This is a genomic window from Rhizobium aethiopicum, from assembly GCF_014197535.1.
Classification (GTDB): domain Bacteria; phylum Pseudomonadota; class Alphaproteobacteria; order Rhizobiales; family Rhizobiaceae; genus Rhizobium; species Rhizobium aethiopicum_A.
Genome location: NZ_JACIFV010000004.1, coordinates 344,893 through 363,593 on the forward strand (window position 1 = coordinate 344,893; position 18,701 = coordinate 363,593).

General features: G+C 61.1%; 15 protein-coding genes. 6 read left to right on the forward strand and 9 right to left on the reverse strand.

Features of this window, described 5'->3' with window-relative positions:
* Positions 1-5 precede the first annotated feature (5 nt).
* From GGD53_RS08980 to GGD53_RS09000, 5 genes are all read left to right on the forward strand, one after another.
* Positions 6-437: a GtrA family protein gene (locus GGD53_RS08980; RefSeq protein ID WP_184455108.1), complete on the forward strand. Its 432-nt coding sequence runs from the start codon at positions 6-8 to the stop codon at positions 435-437.
* Between the two features lie 7 nt (positions 438-444).
* Entirely contained in the window at positions 445-1,767 is a 1,323-nt protein-coding gene (locus GGD53_RS08985; protein WP_184455144.1) for an FAD-binding oxidoreductase, read from the forward strand.
* On the forward strand, positions 1,764-2,513 hold the full coding sequence (locus GGD53_RS08990) for an SDR family oxidoreductase (RefSeq protein WP_184455109.1): 750 nt from the start codon (positions 1,764-1,766) through the stop codon (positions 2,511-2,513). Before GGD53_RS08985 ends, GGD53_RS08990 begins: the two co-directional genes overlap by 4 nt.
* Positions 2,510-4,144 carry a hypothetical protein gene (locus tag GGD53_RS08995; protein WP_184455110.1) on the forward strand — a complete coding sequence of 545 codons (1,635 nt, stop codon included), beginning with the start codon at positions 2,510-2,512 and terminating at the stop codon, positions 4,142-4,144. Before GGD53_RS08990 ends, GGD53_RS08995 begins: the two co-directional genes overlap by 4 nt.
* Before the next feature lie 200 nt (positions 4,145-4,344).
* Positions 4,345-5,724: a hypothetical protein gene (locus GGD53_RS09000; protein WP_348647404.1), complete on the forward strand. Its 1,380-nt coding sequence runs from the start codon at positions 4,345-4,347 to the stop codon at positions 5,722-5,724.
* A 463-nt stretch (positions 5,725-6,187) separates the two neighbouring features.
* Here the strand turns inward: GGD53_RS09000 and GGD53_RS09005 are convergent, their stop codons facing one another.
* Complete coding sequence (locus GGD53_RS09005; protein WP_184455112.1) at positions 6,188-7,231, reverse strand: class I SAM-dependent methyltransferase; 1,044 nt, start codon at positions 7,229-7,231, stop codon at positions 6,188-6,190.
* Positions 7,232-7,480: 249 nt separating this feature from the next.
* Here GGD53_RS09005 and GGD53_RS09010 point away from each other — a divergent pair, with 249 nt between their 5' ends.
* A complete protein-coding gene (locus GGD53_RS09010; protein ID WP_432443121.1) occupies positions 7,481-9,457 on the forward strand; it encodes a putative bifunctional diguanylate cyclase/phosphodiesterase in 1,977 nt (658 codons plus the stop codon).
* Positions 9,458-9,569: 112 nt separating this feature from the next.
* Here GGD53_RS09010 and GGD53_RS09015 read toward each other — a convergent pair whose 3' ends face one another.
* The 8 genes from GGD53_RS09015 to GGD53_RS09050 all read right to left on the reverse strand — a co-directional run bounded on the left by GGD53_RS09015 (position 9,570) and on the right by GGD53_RS09050 (position 18,632).
* The gene (locus tag GGD53_RS09015; RefSeq protein WP_184455113.1) at positions 9,570-11,357 is read right to left on the reverse strand and encodes an adenine deaminase; all 1,788 of its coding nucleotides are present in this window, start codon (positions 11,355-11,357) and stop codon (positions 9,570-9,572) included.
* Positions 11,354-12,274: a nucleoside hydrolase gene (locus GGD53_RS09020; protein WP_184455114.1), complete on the reverse strand. Its 921-nt coding sequence runs from the start codon at positions 12,272-12,274 to the stop codon at positions 11,354-11,356. Before GGD53_RS09020 ends, GGD53_RS09015 begins: the two co-directional genes overlap by 4 nt.
* A gap of 4 nt (positions 12,275-12,278) precedes the next feature.
* Positions 12,279-13,304 (reverse strand): ABC transporter ATP-binding protein, encoded by a 1,026-nt coding sequence (locus tag GGD53_RS09025; RefSeq protein ID WP_184455115.1) that lies wholly within the window; start codon positions 13,302-13,304, stop codon positions 12,279-12,281.
* Complete coding sequence (locus tag GGD53_RS09030; protein WP_184455116.1) at positions 13,297-14,076, reverse strand: ABC transporter permease; 780 nt, start codon at positions 14,074-14,076, stop codon at positions 13,297-13,299. Before GGD53_RS09030 ends, GGD53_RS09025 begins: the two co-directional genes overlap by 8 nt.
* Positions 14,073-14,900: an ABC transporter permease gene (locus GGD53_RS09035; protein ID WP_184455117.1), complete on the reverse strand. Its 828-nt coding sequence runs from the start codon at positions 14,898-14,900 to the stop codon at positions 14,073-14,075. Before GGD53_RS09035 ends, GGD53_RS09030 begins: the two co-directional genes overlap by 4 nt.
* Before the next feature lie 62 nt (positions 14,901-14,962).
* On the reverse strand, positions 14,963-15,985 hold the full coding sequence (locus tag GGD53_RS09040) for an ABC transporter substrate-binding protein (protein WP_184455118.1): 1,023 nt from the start codon (positions 15,983-15,985) through the stop codon (positions 14,963-14,965).
* Between the two features lies 1 nt (position 15,986).
* Entirely contained in the window at positions 15,987-17,030 is a 1,044-nt protein-coding gene (locus tag GGD53_RS09045) for a LacI family DNA-binding transcriptional regulator (RefSeq protein ID WP_184455119.1), read from the reverse strand.
* A gap of 165 nt (positions 17,031-17,195) precedes the next feature.
* Positions 17,196-18,632 (reverse strand): efflux transporter outer membrane subunit, encoded by a 1,437-nt coding sequence (locus GGD53_RS09050; protein ID WP_184455120.1) that lies wholly within the window; start codon positions 18,630-18,632, stop codon positions 17,196-17,198.
* Positions 18,633-18,701 lie beyond the last annotated feature (69 nt).

Consider the following 18,701-nt stretch of genomic DNA (forward strand, 5'->3'; position numbering starts at 1 on the left):
GCCGAATGGGTCGTCAGTCCTCAGAGCGAAGCACTTCCGCGGGCCTCGCAACCCGCTACCTCGCCTTCGCCATGCTCTCCACCGCCGCCAACTTCGCGGTCCAGGCTACTGTCATGCAGCTGGCGCCATCGCCGAGCCTCATGCCATCGATGCTCGCAGGGACCGCTGCCGGCTTCGGCTTGAAATACGTCCTCGACAAAAGATGGATCTTCTTCGACGGCTACACGTCACACGGCGACGAGATGCTCAAGGTGGCGCTTTACGGCCTGTTCAGTGTCCTGACGACGCTCATATTCTGGGGTTTTGAAATTGCTTTTTGGACCGTCTGGAAGACGGAGCTCGCAAAATATACCGGCGGAGCGCTCGGCTTGGCGATCGGCTACATCTCCAAATACGCAATGGACCGGAAATTCGTCTTCAAACCAGAGGAGGTGTAACAAACTCATGGAGGGCTGGGGACGCTATCCGCGCCACGAGAGCCAGGCAATCAACTGCCAGCTGCCGGAAGCGCTTTCAGGCACCGTGGCGGCTCGCGTGGGCCTGATCGGGCGCGGAAATGGGCGTTCATACGGTGACGCGGCAATCGGCGAACAGGCCACCCTGATGTGTCGTGGACTGAGCCGGATGCGAAACTTCGATCCCACCGGTGCGACACTGACCGTGGAAGGGGGCGTAATGCTCTCGGACATTTTGCGCGCTTTTGTCCCGAGGGGCTATTTTCCGCCTGTGGTGCCGGGCACGAAATTTGTCACGGTCGGCGGGATGATCGCCTCTGACGTGCACGGCAAGAACCATCATTGCGACGGCGGCTTCGGCGACCATGTCAGCGAGCTCAAGCTGGTAGTCGCCGGCGGAGAGATCCTCATCTGTAGCCGCACGCGCAACCCCGAGCTTTTCTTCGCGACGGTCGGTGGCATGGGCATGACCGGGATCATCGCGGAAGCGACCTTCCGCTTGAAGCCGATCGAATCCGGCTGGATCGCGCAGAAGACGATCGTCGCGGAAAATCTTGGCGACGCGTTGAAGGCGCTGCAGCAGACCGAAGATGTCACTTATTCGGTCGCCTGGATCGATTGCCTTTCGCAAGGCGCTTCCCTTGGACGCTCGCTGATTTTCGCCGGCGAACACGCGACGCGGGATCAGGTCGGCGGCATGCCGGATGCCGGTCGTTTTGCAGCGAAAAACGCGGGGAGGTTTTCGCTGCCATTCGACCTGCCGCAATGGATGCTCAACAAAACAAGCGTAGCAGCCTTCAACGAGATTTATTTCCGGGCGGGAGCGCGAAAGGCGGCCATGACATCGCTGGTCCACTGGGACAAATTCTTCTTTCCTCTCGACGGCATCCTTGAATGGAACCGGCTTTACGGGAGGCGGGGCTTTCTGCAGCATCAGTGCGTGGTTCCTGCCGAGGAGGCGCTGGCGGTCCTGAGCGGCATTCTCGAGCGCTTCGCGCGTTCGGGAAAAGGTTCCTTTCTTGCCGTTCTGAAGAAGCTGGGGGGCGGGAGCGGGCTGCTGTCCTTTCCTGCGCCGGGCTACACGCTCGCACTCGACCTTCCCGTCACGCAGGAGGTGTCTCGGCTGCTCGACGAAATCGACGAGTTGGTTGTCAAGGCAGGGGGGCGGCTCTATCTCGCCAAGGATGCACGGCAGTCACGTCACACATTCGAAGCCGGTTACCCTCGGTTGTCTGCTTTCAAAGAGCTACGCAAAGTAACCGGCGCCGATCGTCACTTTAATTCCCGCTTGGCAAAGAGGCTCGGCATATGAAGGCGATCGGCAAGACACTGCTCCTGATAGGCGGGACATCGGATATCGGTCGCGCGACGGCGCTGATCTATGCCGAGGCGGGATGGAATGTGCTTCTCACCGGACGAAAGCGCTCCGCCGTACAACGCGAGGCCGACGACATCAGCGCGCGGACCGGCGCCGATGTCCTGGTTCACGAGCTCGATATCCTCGCAACCGACCGCTTCGAAGATTTCGTGGGCGTCGTTTCGCCCCTGCCCGACACGGCGGTCTGTGTCGTTGGCGAACTGGGCGAGCAGTCTCGCGCCGAACAGGAACTCGAGCACGCCGCCATGATCATGCGGACGAACTTTGAAGGACCAGCTTTGCTTCTTGGTCTTCTGGCGGAACGTTTTGCGGCGAGAGGATCAGGTACCATCGTCGGCATAAGCTCGGTTGCCGGCGATCGTGGACGCGCGTCCAACTATGTCTATGGCGCCGCCAAAGCCGGGCTGACCGCCTTCTTGTCCGGCCTCAGGAACAGGCTGTCCGGGTCCGGGGTGCGCGTGCTCACCGTGAAGCCCGGTTTCGTTCGGACACGCATGACGAATGCGATGAAGCTCCCACCGCTTCTCACAGCCGAACCTCAGGAGGTCGCGCAAAAAATCTTTACTGTCGCCGAGGGCAGCAGGGGCGGGGACGTCGTCTATGTCAGACGAATATGGCGACCGCTGATGACGGTGATCCGATCAATCCCGGAGCCGATCTTCAAGAGGTTGCGGCTATGACGGAACCAGGCAATCACGCCGCTTACGCGGCCATCGGAACGAGAGCAGGTGCCAGCAAGCGACCGGCGGCGAGGATACGGCGGTTACTGTCGGCGGAAGGCGCGATCATTCTAACAGCATTGGCTTGTGCGGCCATGCTTGCCCTGCCCGGAAGGACCATCAACGCCGCCTTTATCAATGACGTGCTGGTCTTTATCGACGGAGCGCACCGCATCACGTTCGGTCAGGTGCCGAACCGCGATTTCCACACGGCGCTCGGGCCACTCGTCTATTATCTTCCGGCGGCTGGATACCAACTGACGGGGAATTTCGGCGCTGCCATACCGGTCGGAATGGCTATCGTTGTCGTCGCCTTCATCCCGGCGATGATCCGCATCCTCGTATCCCGCCTCAACCCGTCATTGGCGGCCGCGCTCGGCATATTTCTCATTCTCATCCTCGCGGCGCCGATCAATCTCGGCAGTTCCATCTGGTATCCTTCCTTCGCGATGTTCTATAATCGCATCGGCTGGGTCGCGCTCGGCCTGCTGCTGGTCATGTACCTGACGCCGCAGCCCGCGCGCGGGCGCAACGATGCCGCCGATGCTCTTGCCGCCGTCTTTCTTCTGCTCGTCTCGTTCTATACCAAGGCGACCTACGGGCTCGCCGGAACCGCCTTTCTCGTCATCATCCTACTGGATCGGCAGCAGCGCCGCTGGGTCCTGATCGCCCTGGCGTTGACGGGGCTGGCCATGATCGCCATCGAGTTCTTCTGGCGCGGAACCGCTCAGCACATTGAGGATCTGCGGGCGGCGGCGCGTGTCAGCGGCGGCCATGACGTCGCCAGCATCCTGAAGAACCTGCGTGAGAACCTTTCCGACCTCGTCGTGTTCGCGACCTTCGCTTTGATCGCCATCTGGCAAACCCGCAGCTTCCGAGATCTTCTCTTCTCTGGGTTCTGCATAGGCGCCGGCCTGGCGATCATCAATCAGAACGCCCACAGCTGGGGCATCATCACGCTCTACTGCGGCGCAGTCGCTCTGGTGCAGAAAGCCGCCTGGCTTCAGCAAGGCGATGACGGGAGAAGGACAGGAGGTTTGGCTCTTCCTGCCGGCGCTCTTTCGGTGCTCGCGATCTTATTCCTGTCGCCGCCGATCGTACACCATGCCGCGGCCCTCATTCTGCATACATCGCTTGCGGCTGAGAAAGCCGGGCAATCGCTTGGGCTGCCGCGTTTTGACGATGTGCGGGAGATCGATCCGCCCGGCGGCGAGCCTGACTTCATAAGGCGTTATCTCGACGACATCGTCACCGGGGGAGCGCTGTTGCAGGCATTGCCGGTGCCGCCGGAGCGCGTTTTTGTGCTTGATTTCGTCAACCCTTTTTCAGCGGGGCTCGGAATTCGCCCGCCTGCCGGTGACACCGCCTGGTTTCACTGGAACCGCAATATCAACGAAAAAGCCTATATCCCACCGGAAGTGCTCTTTGCCGATGTAAAGATCGTCATGGTGCCTAAAACCGGAATCAACAGCCTGCCCTTGCAGGCGCTGTACGGCCCGTTTCTTTCAGCCCGGTTCGAGGTCGTTCAGAAGACATCGGAGTGGACGGTCTACCAGTGGCGTCAGGCGAAGGCGCAAAGCGAGGCGCAGTGACTGGGACGGAAAGGTCGGTGCAAGCCGCAAACGGCGCATCGCGGTCGGCTTCGCGGTTGAATTGGTCGCAGGCTGTCATCTTTGGCATGGGTTTCGTTTTCGTCGGCCTTCTCGCTTTGCCTGGCCGAACGGCGACGACCAAGTACGTCAACGACCTCTTCGTTTTCCTGGATGGTGCTCATCGCATCGTGCGTGGCCAGGTGCCGAATGTCGACTTCCATTCGGCGCTCGGGCCGCTGACATTTTATATTCCCGCTGTCGGCTATGGCTTGGCGGGCAATATCGGCGGCGCGATGCCGGCTGGAATGGCGATAGTGGTTCTCCTACTCGCGGTTATTGCCGCGGAAATCGTGGGCAGCCGGATGCATAAGGCGTTCGGACTGCCGCTTGCGATCTTCCTGCTCTTGATAGCTGCGGCTCCCGCAAATCCGGGCGAGCGGATAGGGGAGCTGACCTTTGCCATGTTCTACAACCGGATTGGATGGGCGTCGCTGGGGTTACTGCTGGTGATGTATCTGCCTCGCTTGCCGGCCGCCGGGAGTAGCAAGGTAGTCGACGCCGCATGCGCCAGTCTCCTTGTGTTGCTGATGCTCTACACCAAGATCACCTATGGCGTCGTAGGGCTTGCCTTCCTGTTGTTCATGCTTTTCGATCGTCGCCAGATCGGTTGGGTGAGGTTGGCGCTCGGGATGATCGCCTTCAGCATCATCGCGATTGAAATCATCTGGCGCGGCGGGTTCAACTACCTTGCTGACCTTCGCCTTTCAGCAAAAAACAGCGGCGGCCTTCTGGAGTTGACCGCCCTCGGTCACTTGGTGCGGAACAATCTCGCCGACCTGCTTGTCTATCTGGCGGTTGCGCTCACCGTTCTCAGCTTGGCGCCGAGTTATCGGCATCTGCTCTTCGTTGCCTTCTGCGGCACAACCGGAATCCTGTTAATCGGGCAGAATTTCCAGACAGCCGGTATTCTGACGCTGGGTGCAGGCGCTGCCATCATCAGGGAAAGCCTCTTTCGCGCCAAACTCCTCTCCCGATACCGGAATGCGCGGTTCGCCCTGCCGCTACTCCTGGGGTTCCTGTTATTGCCCGCCGCCGTCGGCAACGCCGCATCGCTCGCAATTCATGCCTATTACGCTGCTGGCGGCCGAGGCAAACCAATCCCGCTGCCGGCCTTTTCCGAGATCAGGCTCGTTGAGATGTGGAGCGCCGGCCAATACGAATATTTCGAGGGATACAACAAGACATTGGCTGACGCTTTGGGCGCCTTGTCGCAACTGATCTCCGCTGATGAGCACGTTGCGGTTCTCGATTTCGTCAATCCCTTCTCCGCCGGCCTGGGGCTGACGCCGCCCGTAGGCGACAGCGTCTGGTATCATTGGGGGCGAACTCTTGGACCGTATAATCATCCGGCCGCGGAAGAGATGTTCGCCGACGTTGATTTTATCCTGGATCCGAAATGGCCGATCGAAATTTGGACGGGCAACGGGCTGCGCGATCTTTATGCCCACTATATCGCCCGCCACTATGCGCTGGTGCGGGAGACGGCTTATTGGCGCATTTATCGCAGAAAGGCTTCGTGAGCCGCCGCAGCCTGTCGTTTCAGCTCCGCGGTGATCAGGCCGATGAGCATCAGTACGAGCGCCAGGCGTAAATGGATCCTGCCGTCAGCTGGTTCAAGCGGGAGGTTCCGAAGTAACCGAGTATGACGGGGACCGGGATGACCAGCGCTGCTGCCGCGAGCCATGCCCAAGGGCGCTGCCAATGGTGCAACAGCACGGGCAGCAGGAAGAGCGTGTAGTGGATCCGTTCGAGAGGGAAAGCCAGCAGGGACGCCAACAGCGCGAGGCCACTCACTGCGACGACCGGCGGATGACGGAACGAGGCCCAGCCTGCCAGTCCAAGCAACAACCCCGATCATCACGAGCGGTGGCGCCTTATGATCAGCTGGTATTGTCCGCCTATCTGCGACGCGTGCTAACTCTCTCTAGATGCAAATGTTCCCGGCCGGTCTGTAGCAGTGAGGCCGGGCGCGGCCGTCGCGACTTACGGCAGCTTCCTGATGGTGGCGTAAATGATGTTGCGGTTGGCACCGAACCAGACCGTCTTTTCAACCGTGTTTTCCGCTGCACTGGCATCGGCAATACGCCACATGTCGGCCTCGGAACGCTGGAGGAGCTCCCAATTCATGTAGGATTCCATATATCCGTCATCCGCCATCTCATCGGAGAAGTTAGCAAATAGAAAAACGCCGCCCGGTTTCAGCATTTCCATGCAAATCTGCGTGAGCCGGATTGCTACTTTATCGGCGAGATAATCGTACAGTCCTGCTGCGTAGATCAGATCGAAGGTGCCAAGCTGATGCTTTCGCGCGAGCAAGCCGCGCACGGATCCGTCGATAGGCTCGACAGAAGTCCCATGGAATTGGCTGGCGATCGAGCCAATACTTTGCGGATCCTGATCAAGAGCAACCCAGCGCTTAAGGCGGCCTTCTGCAAGTGCTTTTGATGCCTCGGCCTCGCGAAGGTGACCGGCGGCGATGGCCAGGACTTCGGTGTCCGAACCCGTTTGCGCAGCGGTGTCATCGACGTAGCGGGTCAGGATGTCGCGACGTTCCCTGACCGCTATCGGGCCGGGAGCGTTGATCGTGTATTCAAAGATATCCAGCCCGAGAAGGGTGGACCTGGCCACTTCTTCGGCTACCGCCGGATGCCCATAAATAAAGTCTATGAGACTGGCATCACCGGAATAGCCGCGGGGTTTTTCAAAGGACCAACGCGTGAACGGGCACTGCTGCAGAATCTTTGACGAGGAATGAGCCTGGATAAATGGGATGAGCTTCTGCCATACAACAGCACCGAATTTTTGACGGATGTCATGGAGCTGACCAATTAACCACCTGACTGCACCAGGCAGGTCTTTCCCGGCGCCGAACCGCTGCATTGCAATGTTGATGATAATCGCAAACTCAGCCTCTGCAGTTCGCAGGAGGTCCGTTTGATTATCGTGGTGAGGTGAGGGGAACTGATTGCTGACGGACTGCGGTGTAATCAAGCTTTGGCCATCAAGGGAAAATAGGGGCTGAGCCACGGAAACCTCATTGAGAATAAAGATTTAAACATTGAATAAAATCTTCGTCATTCTCTGGTCAAGCGTCAAGGTTGGAGCACGGTCTTCGTGCACGTCTTAATTTTAGAAAATATTAGTGAACCCGACAGATACTCTGCCTGCTTAGGGCTCGGTGGAGCGTTATCGGTTGATGTGGAGTCTGCGCAGGGCTATCCAGCGTCAGCTAGCAGTGCGTAGGGCAACTGTGGCAGTATGTTGGGTGGCAGGGGCATGATGCACGTGTTAGCCGAGACCGCAGTCGCCACCATAGGGCCGACGCTGTCGCCAGAACAGTTGCACCGTCTCTATAAGCAGAAGAGCGAGAGCGGCCGAAAGTCCGCTACGCGCAACGGCCTCTGGATAGCGGTGGCTGCTTACCTTGCATACTCTTTCACCGACTATCTCTTTATTGGAGACGTAGTCCGGTACACGATCGCCGGTCGATTGGCGGTTGGCGCCGGTGCGCTGTGCGTGTTGGAGCTCTTGCTCTACCGCAAGGCAAAAGCCGATACGGTCGATATGGCTGCGGCGGTGTCCGTGCTGGCAGCTTATCTTGTCTGGCTTCTCACCGCGCAGATGACCACGGTCACGGACGCCTTCTCATACTATATGGTTTTCGGCTCGATCTTTATGATGAGCGTCAACCTGTTCTTCAGTTTCCGGTTTCCGCTAGCTCTTGCGGCCTCCGTAACGAACATGCTCATCTTCATCGGCGCCCTCTGTTTATTCGCGCCGATGCTGCTTCTTCATAAGCTGATCCTCGGAGCGTTCTGCATTTCTTGCTTTATTTTTACCTCTTACGTGAACCTTCAACTCAACAGAGAGCGCTATAAAGTCTTCCTGAATGCTCTTGAAGCGAGTTTGCAGCAAGCTGCTGCCGACGAAAGAGGTAAGGCCCTTTTGCATCTCTCGAACACCGACTCGTTGACCGGGCTGGAAAATCGCCGGGCGATTGATCAACGTCTGCGTGATTATTGGCAAGGCTGGCAGGACCATAAGGCGCCCTTTGCCGTCCTGCTTATCGATGTCGATTATTTCAAACATTATAACGACTGCTACGGCCATCAAGAAGGTGACCGGTGCCTTGTCGCCGTCTCGCAGCTTCTCCAAAGCGTGGCCTCGTCCTGGGGCTCGATCATCGGGCGATACGGAGGCGAGGAATTCATCGTCATCACGCCAATGCCGAATTGGGAAAGAGCTACCGAACTGGCAGAAGCAATTTGTGCTGACGTCCGAGCGTTGGCTTGGCCACACGAGCACAGGCGGGACGGGACCGCCGTCATCACCGTGAGTGTCGGTGTGTCCTATACGCGGGATGAGACCAAACAGGTCGACAAGGTCGTCCATGAAGCCGATCGCGCGCTTTATGCCGCCAAGGCAACGGGTCGCAACACCCTCGTGGTCTTCGATCCCGAAGACCCGCAGACTAGCGATGACAGCGAGGATATAGCCGCGACCTTGAAAATCGCGATTGAACACGGCCTTGTCTCACTCGTCTATCAGCCGATCCGCAACATTCAGACAGGCAAGACGGACGGTGTTGAAGCTTTGATGCGTTTGAGGATGTTGGACGGGACGCAGGTATCACCTGCTAAGTTTATTCCAGTTGCGGAAAGGACAGGTTCGATTGTTGAACTCGGCCGGTGGGCAATTCGCACCGTTTGCCGAGACTTGTTGGCAACCGGCTTGGTGCAAGTTGCCAGCGTCAACGTTTCGCCGATTGAGCTTAAAATGCCAGGTTTCGCCAGCTATGTCGCTGCGACTCTCGCAGAATTCGGCGTGACGGGTGCTCGGCTTGCTTTCGAAATTACCGAAGGCGTTGAGCTGGAAATCGACCAGACCGTGGTTCATTGCATCAGCGACCTGAGAAAGCTAGGCGCTCAAGTCTGGCTGGACGACTTCGGCACAGGGTTTGCCGGGCTCTCGTGGCTTCGCCTCATAGAATTCGACACCGTCAAGATCGATCGATCCTTCCTCCATGATTGCAACACGGAAAAAGGGAAGAGGATGTTGCTTGACATCATCAGCCTGCTGCGCAATCGCGGCGTAAGGATACTCATTGAAGGCGTTGAGACCATTGAACATCAGCGGCTGATGCAGCAGTACGGTATCAACCAGATCCAAGGATATTACATTGGACGGCCCGCGCCGGCAGCTCAGCTTGAATCTGATAACGTGCTGCCATTCGGCCTGGTCAGGAAGGTTTGATTCCGAATGTCTACTTCGAAATAGGCCATAGGTTATGTTGGTCACGGCGACAGATGCCCGTAGGCGGATGGAGGGCTGCACGGCACTCCCCTCGCTTTGAGATGCGTTCGACCTAGAAAATCTCCAGCACCGGACTTTCCACAACCTTCCCCGTCACCACGTCCGCAATCCCCCGGTCCGTCTGGTGCGGACCGGCATTGCAGGCCAGCGTTGCGCCGAAGCAGGCCTTGAAGACGCGGTAGGGCGGTTTCCAGTCGACGATTTTGTCCATGGCCTTGCGGATATCGGAAAAGGCCGAAGCCGTGTCTCTCAGCGATGCGTCGGTGACCAGGCCGGAGAGCGGCAGCGGCAGGATCGCCTGGATTGCGCCGTCCTTGGCGACTGCCATGCCGCCGCCGGCTGCTATGACGGCGTTGGCGGCGAGCGCCATGTCGGCCGCATTACCGCCGAAGACGGTGAGATTGTGGCTATCATGCGAGACGGTGGTGCAGAAGGCGCCGCGCCATTCGCCCCAGCCGGTGAGGAAGCCGATGCGGGGGGTGCCCCCGGCCCTTCCGTGGCGATGGGCGACGGCGATCATGGCGCTTCCGGCCGGCGGTACGACGAAGCCGTCTCGGATCTCGGTTTCGGCTTCGCCCCATTGCGTGAAGCGCGGACGGTCGATGGTGGCGATGCGGACGCGCGCGCCCTTCGCAGGGATGCGGAAATCGGTCTCGGCGAGCGGCGGCAGCTTCACGGAGTTGATGAGCGGCGCCGGATCGAGCGGCTGTACGGCCGCCTCCATGCTGCCGTTGCGGGCGACGATGCGGCCGTCTGATATGACGAGGCGCGCTCGGAATTCCGTGAGATCGTCGAAGAGAACGAGATCGGCGCGGCGGCCGGCGGCGACAAGGCCAAGATCGGAACGCTTCAGCCGCTGAGCGGCGTTGAAGGTCGCGGCGCGCAGTGCCCATTCCGGTTTCATGCCGTAGCGCACCAGGCGGCGGGCGACATCGTCGAGGCCGCCGCTTTGGTAGAGTTCATCGGGAAAGACGTCGTCGGTGCAGAGCGTAACGGTCGGGGGCAGCTGGCCGAGACCGTTCAGCACCTCGACGAATTCCTGCAAGAGATGATCGTGAGAGCCGCGCAGCTCGATCGTCAGGCCGGCGGAAAGCTTGGCGGCGAGATCGGCGCCGGAGGTGAGTTCGTGGTCCGAAGTGACGCCCGCTGCCATGAAGGCGTTGAGGTCCGCGCCGGTGAGGCCGCGAGCATGGCCACAGACGAGCTTGCCGGAGGCAAGGCCCGAGTTGACGATGGCGCTCATGCGCGAATCGCCGTCGATGACGCCGCGCATGTTCATGACTTCGGCAACGCCGCCGACAGCAGGCGAACGCAGCATTTCGGCAACGACGGCGGCGTCGAAATCAGCGCCGGCAAGCTCCAGGCCCGGCGCCGACGGCACGCAGGAGGGGGCGAGCAGGATCAGGCGCAGCGGCAAAACACGTGCCGCCTCGATCGCCCAGCGCACGCCGTCGAGGCCATGGACATTGCCGAATTCATGCGGATCCCAGACGGCCGTCGTGACACCGCGCGGCAGGACGGCGCTCGCATATTCCGCCGGTGTCACCATCGAGCTTTCGACATGCATGTGGGTATCGATCAGGCCCGGCGTCAGGATGCCGCCGGTCGCATCGATGATCTCGATGGCATCCGTGCGGCTCGCCGGGGCATGGACGCTGGAGATGAGCGCGCCGACGAGGCCGATATCGGCTTCCCGAATCAGGCCCGTCACCGCATCGAGCAGTCGGCCGCCGGTGATGAGCATATCGAATGGGGCGTCGCCGCGGGCGGCGGCAACTGCCCGGGCGCGCAATTCGGGATCGTTGAGATCGAAAGGTTCCTGACGAGCAGTGGCGTTCATTTGCGGGCCTCGTTGATCAGGGCGGCGAGAATGATGCTACGCGCCTTCTCGACGTCGATATCGGCGGCGAATTGGGCGTTGAATGTCGCATGCGTGGCGCGGGTCTCGACGACGGTGCGGCCACGGGTGAGGGCGCCCTGCAGTTCGACGTCGATGCGCGCGGGGCGGAAGCTGACGATATAAGGGGCGACGAAGGCCACGGCGGCGGAGGGATCGTAAATTGCCATGCCGGGACGGCCGCGGCTGGTGCCGATGCTGATATAACCGGCGAACATGTCGGCGATCAGCTCGGCATTGGCGCCGCCGGCACTGCGCACCGGCTCGGCATCTTCAGGCCTTGCCAGCACCTTTCGGCAGAGGTCGAGATCGACCATGCGCAGCGGCAGGCCATGGGCGATAACGATCGCCAGCGCCTCGGGATCGGCGAGCGCGTTGAACTCGGCAGAGGCCGTATGGTTGCCCGATGTGACGCCGCCGCCCATCCAGACGAGTTCGGTGATGCGCGCAGCAAGATCGGGGCGGGCGAGCGCCACGGCGGCGATATTGGTGAGCGGCCCGAGCGCCAGGATGCGATGGGGTCCATCGCCCTCGAGCCAGCGGCAGAGCGCGGTGAAGGCATCGCTCTCGGCACGGGGAGGGACCTTCGGCAGACTGGTGCCTGACGTCGGAATGCCGGTTTCGCCGAGGATCGCCTGAGCGGTTTCGAGCTTGCCGAGAACGGGCGCGGCACGGCCGGTATGGATGGGAAAGGTCCAGCCGAAGGCGCTGGCGGCGCCGGCGGCATTCATCCTCACCTGCGCGAGCGGCGTATTGCCGAAGACCAGTGAGACGCCGTCGATCTGATATTTCGATTGCGCCACCACCAGAATGGCGGCGATGTCGTCGAAGCCCATGTCGGTATCGATCCACACACCCATGATGTCACCCGAAGCGTTTGAGATTGGCTGCACCGGCGACCGGCAGATCGAAGGCGAGCGCGCTGCCGATCGCGTGCGGCGGCAGGTTTGCGTCGATCTCGGCCTTGATCGGCCCAAGCGGCGTTTGGAGGAGGTATTCGCGTGTATTGCCGGCGAAAGACGTGCCGTGCACCGTACCCTGGAACGGACCGGAGCCGAGGGTCACTGTCCGCGGGCGCCAGGCCAGGCCGGCTGCAGCTTGCGGCGGCGGATCGGAGAGTGCTGCCGGGCCGTGCGGCGTCACGAGCTTTCCATCCTTCAGGGCGAAGACATTCTCGAAGCCGACGAAATCGGCAACGAAGGCGGAGGCGGGATTGTTATAGATCTCCTCAGGCGTGCCGATCTGTTCGATGCCGCCGTTCAGCATCACGACGATGCGGTCGGCGAGCGCCAAGGCTTCCACCTGATCGTGAGTGACGAAGATCATGGTGACGCCGGTCTCCTTTTGCACGCGCTGCAATTCCGCGCGCATTTCGAGGCGAAGCCGGGCATCGAGATTGGAGAGCGGTTCGTCGAGCAGCAGCACCTTCGGTTCCATCACCATGGAGCGCGCCAGTGCCACGCGCTGCTGCTGGCCGCCGGAGAGTTCAGCGGGCCTGCGGCCGGCGAAAGTGGTGAGGCCGACGGATTTCAGGCCGGCGCCGACGCGGGCATCGAGATCCGCGCCCGAAATGCCCCTGAGGCGCAGGCCGAAGGCGACGTTTTCGTAGACCGTGAGATGCGGAAAAAGCGCGTAGGACTGGAAGACGAGGCCGACGGCGCGCTTGTTAGCGGAGACGCGGGTGATATCGGCGCCGTCTAGGCGGATGTGGCCGGAAGCGGGCTTCAGCAGGCCGGCAATGGCGCGCATCGTTGTCGTCTTGCCGCAGCCGGAGGGGCCGAGAAGAGCGACGAGCTCGCCCTTGGCGATCGCAAGGTCGAGATCCCTCACGGCGACCGTATCACCATAGCGAAGCGTCAGCTTGTCGAGTTGGAGATAGGCATCAAACATAGCGCGAGAATCCCAGGAAGCGTTCGGCGAGAAAGACGATGCCGATCGAGAGGAAAGCGAGAAGGGCGGAGAGCGCCGCAATGGATGGGTCGTAGGTGGTTTCCATATAGCCCAGCATGTCGATCGGCAGGGTTCGGACACCTGGCCCGGAAAGGAAGAGCGAGACCGGCACTTGATTGAAACTGGTGACGAAGCCGAGGATGAAGGCCGCCAGGATGCCGCCACGGATATTCGGGATGACCACGCGGAAAAAGGCGCCGAGCCTGGAGGAGCCGAGCAGGACGGCCGCTTCCTCGATATCCGAGCGCAGGTTGTCGAGGCTCGCCGAAACGACGCGCACGGCATAGGGCAGTACGAGGGCCGCATGGGCGAAGAAGAGCGCGAGCGTGATGTTGAAGCCGAAGGGCACGACGAGATAACGCAGCAATGCCAGGCCGACGATGATGCCGGGGACGATGATCGGCAGCGAGACGATGGTGCGGACAGTCTCTGCTGCGGGCAGCGGGTAACGCGACAGGGCATAGGCGGCCGGGATGCCGAGGATGAGGGCTGCCAGCGTTCCGAAGACGGCGAGGAACATCGACATGGCGAAGCTGTCGCGAAAGCTTTCGATGGTGAAGACCTTCATCACCCAGCGTAGCGACAGGCCCTGCGGCGGGAAGGCCAGCGTATCGCCCGCGGATAGCGAGGCGGCGATGATGATCAGAAACGGGCCGATGAGGAAGACCAGCAGCAGGAAGAGCACGACGGGCGAAAGGAGGCGAATGCTCATCTGCGGCTCCTCGCCGTCGCAAGGCGTTTCAGCAGGATGTTGGCGGCAAAGCTCATGACAATCAGGATGAAGGCGATGACGCTTGCCGAGACGAAATCATTGGCGACGGACACCTGCTGGTACATCAGCGTTTCGAGCATCAGCACCTTGGAGCCGCCGAGGATGGCGGGGGTGATGTAAGCGGTGAGCGAGCCGGTAAAGACAAGCGTGCCGCCGATGACGAGACCCTCGCGCGTGAGCGGTAGGACGACCTTCCAAAAGACCTGGAACCAGTTGGCGCCGAGTACGCGGGCGGCCGGGATCGCATCCCTCGGCATGTTCTCGAGCGCACTGATCAACGACAGGATCATCAGCGGCAGAAAGAGCTGCAGGAGGCCGATGAAGACGGCGGTTTCGGTGAAGAGCAGGCGCAGCGGGTCGGCGCTGAAACCGAGACCCGTTATTGCCTGGTTGACGATGCCGGTGCGGCCGAGAATGACGATCCACGCATAGGTGCGCGCCACCGGCGAGATCATCAGCGGCAGGGTGATCAAGCCGATCATGCGGCCCTTGCCGTTCGCCGGCAGGTTGACGATGGCAAAGGCTGCGGCGTAGCCGATGACGGCCGAGACGGCGGTGACCTCGATGGCGAGCCGGAAGGAGCGCAGGAAAACGGTTCGGTTCAGCGTCTCGGAAAAGAAGCCTGTGTACGCCGACAGTGTCCAGGCGCCGCCGGCGCGAAAACCCTCCGACAGCAGGATTGCGACGGGCAGCAGGAAGACCACCGTCGCAAAGACGGCTGCCGGCAGGGCAAGCGCCAAGGCTTCCGCGCGGTTCTGGAACATGAGGCGCCTTTCCAGGAGAGGAGATGGCCCCGGCGAGCGGCCGGGGCGGCTTCATGCGGGCTTTACTGGCCGACTTTCTCGTTCCAGGTCTTCAGCCAACCGGCGCGGTTGTCGAGGGCGATGGCGGAAGGGATCAGTTTGAGGCTCTTGGCCGTTTCCTCGCCATAGGTGAGGTTGCCGGCGGCAGCTTCGGAAAGCTTGACCTCGCTGTTGGCAGGGCTATCGATCAGCTTTTCGGCGAGCTTGGTCTGGATCTCGGTCGAGAGCCAGAAATCCATGAACTGCATGGCGAGATCCTGGTTTTTCGAACCCTTGGTCAACACCAGCACGTTCATGCCGCCGGTCTGTCCCTCCTTCGGCGTTGCCCAGGCGACGGGAAGGTCGAGCTTGGTGAAGCCGGCCCAGGAGAAACGGCCGATGGGGGCTGCCCAGATTTCCTCCTGCTGCATGAGCTGCACGAGCTGCGAGGACTTTTCGTAGAAGGTGACGATGTCGTCCTTCTTCTCGCCCAGTGCCGCGATCGGGCCTTGCAGATCAGGCGTATCCTTGCCGAGCGACAGGCCCAGCATATAGAGCGCCGGCGGGCCCTGATTGGTGGTGACATTCGGGAAGGCGACATGGCCGACATATTCCGGCTTCAGAAGATCGGCCCAGGACTCGATCTTCATCTTGTCGGAACGATAGGCGATCGAAGTGGCATAGAAAGTATAGCCAACGCTCATGCCGTCGCCGTTGGGATCCTTGGCGACGTCGTAGAGCTTGGCGAAATTGGCAAGTTTCGTCGTATCGATCTTGTCGGTCAGTCCGGCGCGCGATGCGGCAAGCGCATCCGCCATCGAAACGGCGGCGAGATCGACCACGGGGTTGGCCTTGTTCGCCTCCATCTTGGCCAGCCGTTCGACGCTGTTGCCGGTCTCGACCACCAGCTTGCAGCCGCATTGGGCTTCAAACGGATCATAGACCAGCGTCTTGAAGTCGTCCTGGGCGAAGGCATAGACGGAAATGGTCAGCGTTCGTTCGGCTGCGGAGGCGGCAAACGGCGATAGTGCGGCAAGCGCCGCCGACGCCATGAGAGCTTTTTTCATCTTACATGTTCTCCATCTCTGAGGTTTTTGGTGCCGGACTCGCAGGCCCGGACGATTGGCGGACAATCAGCTGCATTGGGACGCGTTCGATTTCCGCGGTAACGAGCGCGCCTTCCCGGGTGCGGCTTTTACTGATGGTATCGGCCAGCGCCGATACCGCAATTCCGGCAATTCTATCCATGTCCATCCTGACCGTCGTCAGCGACGGTGTGACAACAGGCGACCAGATGAGGTCGTCGAAGCCGGTGACGCTGACATCGCCGGGAACGCTGATGCCGGCCTGCTGCAGCTCGGTCAGCGCGCGTAATGCCTGCAGATCGGAAAGAGCCGCGAAAGCGGTAAAACCCTCCCGCACCTTTTCGGCAAGGCCGAGCGGACAGCCGCTGCCGCCATCCTGCTCCACCTTCCCGATCCACAGCGTTTCGGCATGCATGCCCGCGTGCATACCGGCGCGAACCCCATCGGCGCGGTCGTTCTGAACGCTGGATTCCTGGTTGTTGCCGATGATGAGGATGCGCTGGTGGCCGAGGTCCGCGAGATGGAGAGCGATTTCGCGGCCGCCCTGCCAATGGTCGGCGGAAACGGTGTTGCCTGGCGTCGAGGGGGTGTCGATGAGAGCGACTGGGCAGGCGGCGGACGAAATGCGGGTGGCGCGGCGGGGAATAATGACCATGCCGTCGACGCCGCGTTCGACGAGACGATTGATCGCCTCGGTCTGGGCGGCAGCATCGCCGCGGGAGTCGGCGATCAGCACGCCGTAACCGGCGGCGGAGGCGGCAAATTCGATCGCCTGTGCGATCTTCGGGAACAGAGGGTTGGCGATATCGGGCAAAACCAGGCCGAGAACGCCGCTGCGGCCGGTCCTGAGCGCGCGGCCGGCCTGGCTCGGGACATAACCCAGTTCGGCGGCGTGTTCGCGGATCCGTTCGACCAGCTGCCCCGAGACCCGGCCTTTACCGGAAAGCGCATTCGAGACCGTGGCAATGGAGACGCCGAGCGAGGTCGCTATCCTGCTGAGGTTCGGTCCGGAGCGCGATGAAGCCATGGTCAGGAGCATTCTGGTTAATCGTTTAATCAGTCCTACAGCAGCCGTTTCTGTTTGTCGAATCCAAATTCGTCTGGCGCGCGACTATTCCGGGATTCGTCGGGCATGAAAAAACCCCGCGAGGCGATCGCGGGGTTTTGCATTTCCAGGAAGGCGAAATGCCGATCAGCTCTTGGCCTTTGCCGGCGCCGGCGTCACCGCTACTGTGGTCTTGCCGCCGGGCGCGTAGCCGCCCCCGACCGCAATGTTCAGCGAGACGTAGTCCTTGGCCATCTGCTGGACGGCCTGGGCAAGGCTTGCCTGGGCAAGCGAGACCTGGCGCTGTGCATCAAGAACGTCGAGCAGCGAGGAGGCGCCGTCCTTGTAGGACGCGGTCGACAGTTCGAGCGTTTCCTGCGTGGTCTTCACCTGAGCCTGTAGGGCTGCGACCGTGCGGGCGTCGCGGCGGACAGCGGCAAGCGCGTTCTCGACCTGTTCGACCGCGGTCAGCACCGTCGACTTCCAGTTGAGGTAGGCGGTCGCGGCAGTGGACTGCGCCGATTTGACGTTGGCGCGCAGACGGCCACCATCGAAGATCGGCAGGTTGAGGGTCGGGCCGAAGGACCAGGGGGTCAGGTCGCCATGGATGCCGCGCTGGTTGATGTAGGACGGCGAGATCGAGCCGCTGAGCGAGATGCTCGGATAGAGCTGCGCCTCGGCAACACCGATATTGGCCGTTGCGGCAGCGAGATCACGCTCGGCGACGCGAATGTCGGGACGGTTGCGGATCAGGTCCGCCGGGATGCCCGAGTTGATGCCGCCACGGAAGACCGGCTGACCGCGACCCTTCAGCAGCTCGTCGACGAGGGCCGAGGCCGGCAGGCCAAGCAGCGTGGCGATGTGATGGGCTGATATACGGATGTTGGTTTCGAGGCCGGGAATTTCGGCGAGCGTCGACTGTACGAGGCCTTCGGCCTGAACGACGTCGAGACGCGAGGCGGCGCCGGCTTCAAGCTGGAACTTGGTCAGTTCGTAGGTTTCCTGACGGGACTTCAGGTTGGCCTTCGAAAGCGCCAGGCGCTGCTGATAATAGCGAACATCGATATAGCTCGAGACGAGATCCTGCACGAGGGTCAGCTTGGCGACGTCAGCGGATGCGTATGCGGAATCGAGCGAGGCGAGAGCACTTTCGGTGCTGCGCTTGTAGAGGCCGAAGAGATCGAGCAGCCAGGTCAGCTGGACTTCGCCGGCACTGGTGTTGCGTGTGTCGAACTGCGAGCGCAGCTCGCCCTTTTGACCACTGACCGTGTGCGAAGCGCCGACATTCAGGTTCGGCAGGGCGCCCGCGCCGGCGGTGGTGACGTTTGCAGAGGCCGCATTGATGCGTTCGATCGCCTGCTGAACCGTCAGGTTCTGATCGAGGCCGGCATGAACATAGCCATTCAGTTTAGGGTCGTTGAAGGCGGTCCACCAGGCTGCGGTAGCAACGTCACCTACACTTTTCGTGCCGCCTTCTCCGAATTTGGCGGGCAGCGGCATTTCAGGAGGAGCATGATCCGGGCCAACAACGCAGCCCGACAGTAATAACAATAATGCCGGTGTGGCAAAACGAAGAGATACCATTCATTTCATCCTGTACTCGAGCAAGTCAATTCTTGTCCGAAGCTTCATGCTTCACTATCGCAGCCGCGC